4 protein-coding genes are annotated in these 4787 nt (G+C 72.7%); all 4 read left to right on the top strand.

Annotation, left to right across the window (positions count from 1 at the left end):
* A partial coding sequence (locus ACRDP3_RS26905) for an ATP-binding cassette domain-containing protein (RefSeq protein ID WP_431519611.1) occupies positions 1–778 on the top strand: 778 nt, incomplete at its 5' end.
* Entirely contained in the window at positions 778–2856 is a 2079-nt protein-coding gene (locus tag ACRDP3_RS26910; RefSeq protein WP_431519612.1) for a YhgE/Pip family protein, read from the top strand. The genes ACRDP3_RS26905 and ACRDP3_RS26910, both read left to right, overlap by 1 nt.
* 16 nt (positions 2857–2872) lie before the next feature.
* Positions 2873–3529, top strand: coding sequence for a TetR/AcrR family transcriptional regulator (locus ACRDP3_RS26915; RefSeq protein WP_431519613.1), 657 nt, complete (start codon positions 2873–2875; stop codon positions 3527–3529).
* Between the two features lie 316 nt (positions 3530–3845).
* On the top strand, positions 3846–4787 hold a 942-nt coding region (locus ACRDP3_RS26920), incomplete at its 3' end, for a phytoene desaturase family protein (protein WP_431519614.1).

Consider the following 4787-nt stretch of genomic DNA (forward strand, 5'->3'; position numbering starts at 1 on the left):
GGGCTTCGGGCTCGAGGGCCCGCGCGGTCCGGTGTTCGGCGGCATCGACCTGGACGCGCCGCCCGGCTCACTCGTCGCTCTCGCGGGCCCGTCCGGTTCGGGCCGCACCTGCCTGCTGCTGGCGCTCACCGGACGGATGAGGACGACCGCCGGACACGCACGGGTGGGACGCCACCGGCTGCCCGGACAGCTTGCCGCCGTGCGCCGGATCAGCGCTCTGGGTGCGGTGCCCGGGGTCACCGACCTCGAACCCGCCCTGACCGTCGCCGAGCAGTTGCGCGAACGGGTGCTGCTCCGGCGGCGGTTCGACGGCTCACCGCGCGCCCTGCTGCGCCCACGCCGCGAGCGCGCCGCCGCCTCCCGGGCCGGTCTCGAGACCGCGCTGGCGGCGGCCGGACTCGACCTGGACGACCTGCCGAAGGGCCCGCGCACGCGCGTGAGCGATCTGGCACGGCTGGAGACGCTGCGGCTCTCCGTCGCCCTCGCCCTGCTCGGTGAGCCACTGCTGCTCGCGGTGGACGACGTGGACCTCAAGCTCTCGGAGGACGAGCGCGATCAGGCCTGGTCGCTGCTGCGTTCGGTCGCGGAGGCGGGCACCACCGTGCTGGCCGTGTGCAGCCGGGCACCTGAGGACGCGGTCGTCGCGCACACCCGTGCCGCACGGACCTGGCAGCACGAACAGACCGGACCAGGCCGAGCGGAACGCACAGAACGCACAGACCGGGAAGCCCCGGAAGGCCGGAAGGACCGGCAGGACACCGAAGGGAGCGGCGACTGATGCGCTCGCCGAGACTGGCCGCCCTTGAGCTCAAGCGGTTCGGCAGGGGCCGGCTGCCGGCCGCGGCGATGGCGGCGATGGTGCTGTTGCCCTTGCTCTACGGAGCGCTCTACCTGTGGTCCTTCTGGGACCCCTACGAGCGCCTCGACAGGGTGCCCGTCGCCCTCGTCAACGAGGACCGGGGCGCCGAGTCCGAAGGGCGACGGCTCGCCGCCGGTGACTCGATCGTCAAAGGGCTGCGCGACAGCGACACCTTCGAGTGGCACGAGACCGGCTCCGCCGACGCCCGCGAGGGGGTCGAGGACGGACGCTATTACGCGTCGCTGACCGTACCCGCCGACTTCAGCGAGCGCGTCGCCTCCAGCTCCGGCGACAGCCCTCAGGCGGGTGCGCTGAAGGTACGCACGAACGACGCGAGCAACTACGTCGTCGGGCAGATATCCCGCACCGTCTTCTCCGAGATCCGGGCAGCCGCCTCCAGCAAGGCATCGCGGGGCTTCTACGACCGGATCTTCGTCTCCTTCGCCACCCTCCACGGCCGCACCGCGAAGGCGGCCCGCGGCGCCGACGACCTCGGCAGCGGCATCGGGCGGGCGCAGAAGGGCGCCGGGCGGCTGGCCGGCGGACTGCGCGACGCCGAGCACGGCAGCGGCAGGCTCAAGAGCGGCACCTCGCGGCTGCACACCGGCGCGGGCACGCTGAAGAAGGGCTCACAGCGGGTCGCGGACGGTACCCAGAAGCTGGCCGACAAGGTCGACGGCGTGGCCGGCACGGTGCGCCCGTTCCTCGATGAGCACGGGGACGAGATCGGCACGGCGGCCCGCGGCGTCGCCCGTACCAGCAAGACGCTCAAGGACAACCTCGACGAACTGCCGGCCGCCGCGCGCACGGCGCGGACCGACTCACGCGAGGCCGCCGACACCCTCGCCGGCCTGTACCGGGTGCGCTGCGAGGGACCCGTCGAACTGGACAGCTCCTGCCCGCGGTTGAAGAAGGCGGCTGACGCGGCGGACACCGCGGCCGACGTCGCCAAGGACGTCGACGCCATCGTCAAGCAGCAGGACCTGGCCCGGGTCGGTGAGGGCCTCGACGATCTGCGCACCCAGGCGAACGCGCTCGCGAAACGGGCCCCGCGCCTGGGCGAGGACCTCGAGGCCGCGGTCGCACAGATCAACAAGCTCAACAAGGGAGCACACCAGGTCTCCAGGGGCGCGGGCCGGCTCGACACCGGCCTGGCGAGCGCCGAGACCGGCGCCGCGCGGCTGGACACCGGCCTCGGAAAGCTGACCAAGGGCGCGAGCACGCTGACCGGCGGGATGGTGCGACTCGCCGACGGCTCCACGCGGCTGGCGGGCGGACTGCACGACGGCGCCAAGAAGATCCCCGACTACGACGAGCAGCAGCGCGACGACCGTACGGGCGTGCTGGCCGACCCGGTCCATCTCACCTCCGGCAAGGCCCATGCCGCGCCCGACTACGGGACGGGCTTCGCGCCGTACTTCATCCCGCTCGCCCTCTGGGTGGGTGCGATGATCGCCTACATGCTGCTGCCGCCGCTCAACAGACGCGCGCTGGCAGCGGGAACGCCGGCCTGGCGGATCACGCTCGCGGGCTGGCTGCCGGTCGCGGCGATCGGTGTGCTCCAGGCGGTCGCGCTGCTGAGCGTGCTGCACTGGGGACTGGGGCTGCGGATGGCACGCGCGGCGGGCACGGTGGGCTTCCTGCTGGTGGTGGCGCTGAGCTTCACGGCCATCGTGCAGTTCCTCAACGCCCGCTTCGGCCCCGCCGGCCGCATCCTCGTACTGGCGATGCTGATGCTTCAGCTGACGTCGGCGGGCGGCACGTATCCGATCCAGACCAGCCCGGACTTCTTCAACGCCGTGCACTCCTTCCTCCCGATGAGTTACGTCGTCGAGGGACTCCGGCATCTCATCACCGGCGGCGAACTGTGGCCGGTGTGGCGAGCGTGCCTGGTGCTGCTCGCCTTCACCGCCGGCGCGCTCGCACTCACGGCCGTCACCGCACGCCGCAGACAGGTGTGGACCGTTGACAGACTGCACCCGGAGATCGCTCTGTGAGAGGAGAATCTGGTCCATGACGAGCGGCACCGCGGGCATCGGGGACACGGGCGGCGCACGCACCCGGCGCAGCCGGCACTCGACCAGGGAGAAGCTGTTCCTGGCGGCGGTCACGCTCATCGCCGAGCAGGGCTTCTCGGCCACCACGGTGGAGGAGATCGCCGAGCGTGCCGGTGTCGCCAAGGGCACCGTCTACTACAACTTCACCAGTAAGAACGAACTGTTCGAGGAACTGCTGCGGCACGGTGTGGAACTGCTCACCGCGGACCTGCGGCAGGCCGCCGAGGCGACGGCCGACGCCGGCGGCGGACGGGTGGACGCGCTGGACGCGATGGTCCGCGCGGGGCTCGTCTTCATCGACCGCTATCCGGCCTTCACGCAGCTGTACGTGGCTGAACTGTGGCGCACCAACCGGACCTGGAACTCCACCCTGATGGTCGTCCGCGCGGAGGCGGTCGCGGTGGTGGAGAGGGAGCTTCGGGCGGGCGTGGCGGAGGACGAGCTGAGCGCCGAGATCGACATCCAGCTGACCGCTGCCGCGCTGGTGGGCATGGTGCTGGTGGCGGCGCTGGACTGGAAGGCGTTTCAGCCCGAGCGTTCCCTGGACGAGGTGCACGGCGCGCTGTCCCTGCTGCTGCAGGGGCGGGTCGGGGGGAGTGCGCAGCCCCGGTAGTCATCCCGGTCCTGGGGCTGCACACGCCGTTCCCCCGTCTCCCCGTTCCCCGTTCCCCGTTCCCCCCGCGGGGCCCCCGTGCCCCCGCTTCCCCCCGGCAAGGGGTGCTGTGCCGTTCCGCCGCCCCGTGTCGGCGGTGCTGGAGCAGCGCCCCTTGCCGTGTCCCACACTCTGCCCTTCGGCGCGGTCCCGGCCCATCCGCTCGGATACTCAACCAAGAGGCTAGGTAGTGCTACTCAGACGTGCGCACATGCGCTCCCGGGTAGCACCACCCACCCGGCTCAGTCACCCGGCTGTCCGGCTAAAGTCCCTCGTCATGGCACGTATCGCGGTGGTCGGCGCCGGGCTGGGCGCAATGGCGGCATCCGCGCGGCTGGCTGTCGCGGGGCACAAGGTGACGGTGTACGAGCGGACCGGCACCTACGGCGGCGGAGTGCGGCGCTACGAGCGCGACGGCTTCCGCTTCGACACCGGCCCCGGGCTGCTGCAGCTGCCTGCCGTCTACCGCGACCTCTTCGTCAAGACCGGCCGGGAGCCGCTCGAGGACCGCGTCGAACTCGTCCAGCTCGATCCCGCGGTGCGGCACGTCTTCGCGGACGGTACGGCGGTGTCCCTGCCTTCCGGCTCCCGGGCCGCGGTGATCACCGCGCTGGACAGCGCGCTGGGGGCGGGCACGGGGGTGCGCTGGGCGGACCTGCTCACCCGGGCGCGTACCGCGTGGGAGGCCACCCGGCGTCCACTGCTGGAGGAGCCGCTGAGCGCCGTCGGAGATCCGCGCGCCCTGAGGGGACTCCCCCGTGACCCCTATCCCGCGCTCCGCGGCAGGGGACTGCTGCGCCGCCGTGCCCCCACTCTCGCCGAGGTCGCCGCCGACGAGCTGCGCGACCCCAGGCTGGCCGCCCTGCTGGCCGGCTACGCGCACGCGTACGGCCTCGACCCGCGCACGGCTCCCGCGAGCGCGACAGTGCTGCCCTACCTGGAGCACACCTTCGGCAGCTGGTACGTGCGCGGCGGAATGCGGGCGCTCGCGCGGGCCCTCCATGAACGGTGCGTGGAGCGCGGGGTGGAGTTCCGCTTCGGCACCGAAGTGCTGGGTGTGCAGGAGGAGAACGGCCGGGCGGCCGGCCTGGAACTGGCCGGGGAACCGGATGTCGCGGCGGACGTGGTGGTCGTGGGCTGCGGCCTGCCGCTGCCGTCCGGTGACGAGGCCCCCCGGGCGGCAGCCGGGGCGGGCGCCCGCTCCCGCCTCACCGTGCTG

The organism is Streptomyces sp., from assembly GCF_050698815.1.
Lineage (GTDB): Bacteria > Actinomycetota > Actinomycetes > Streptomycetales > Streptomycetaceae > Streptomyces.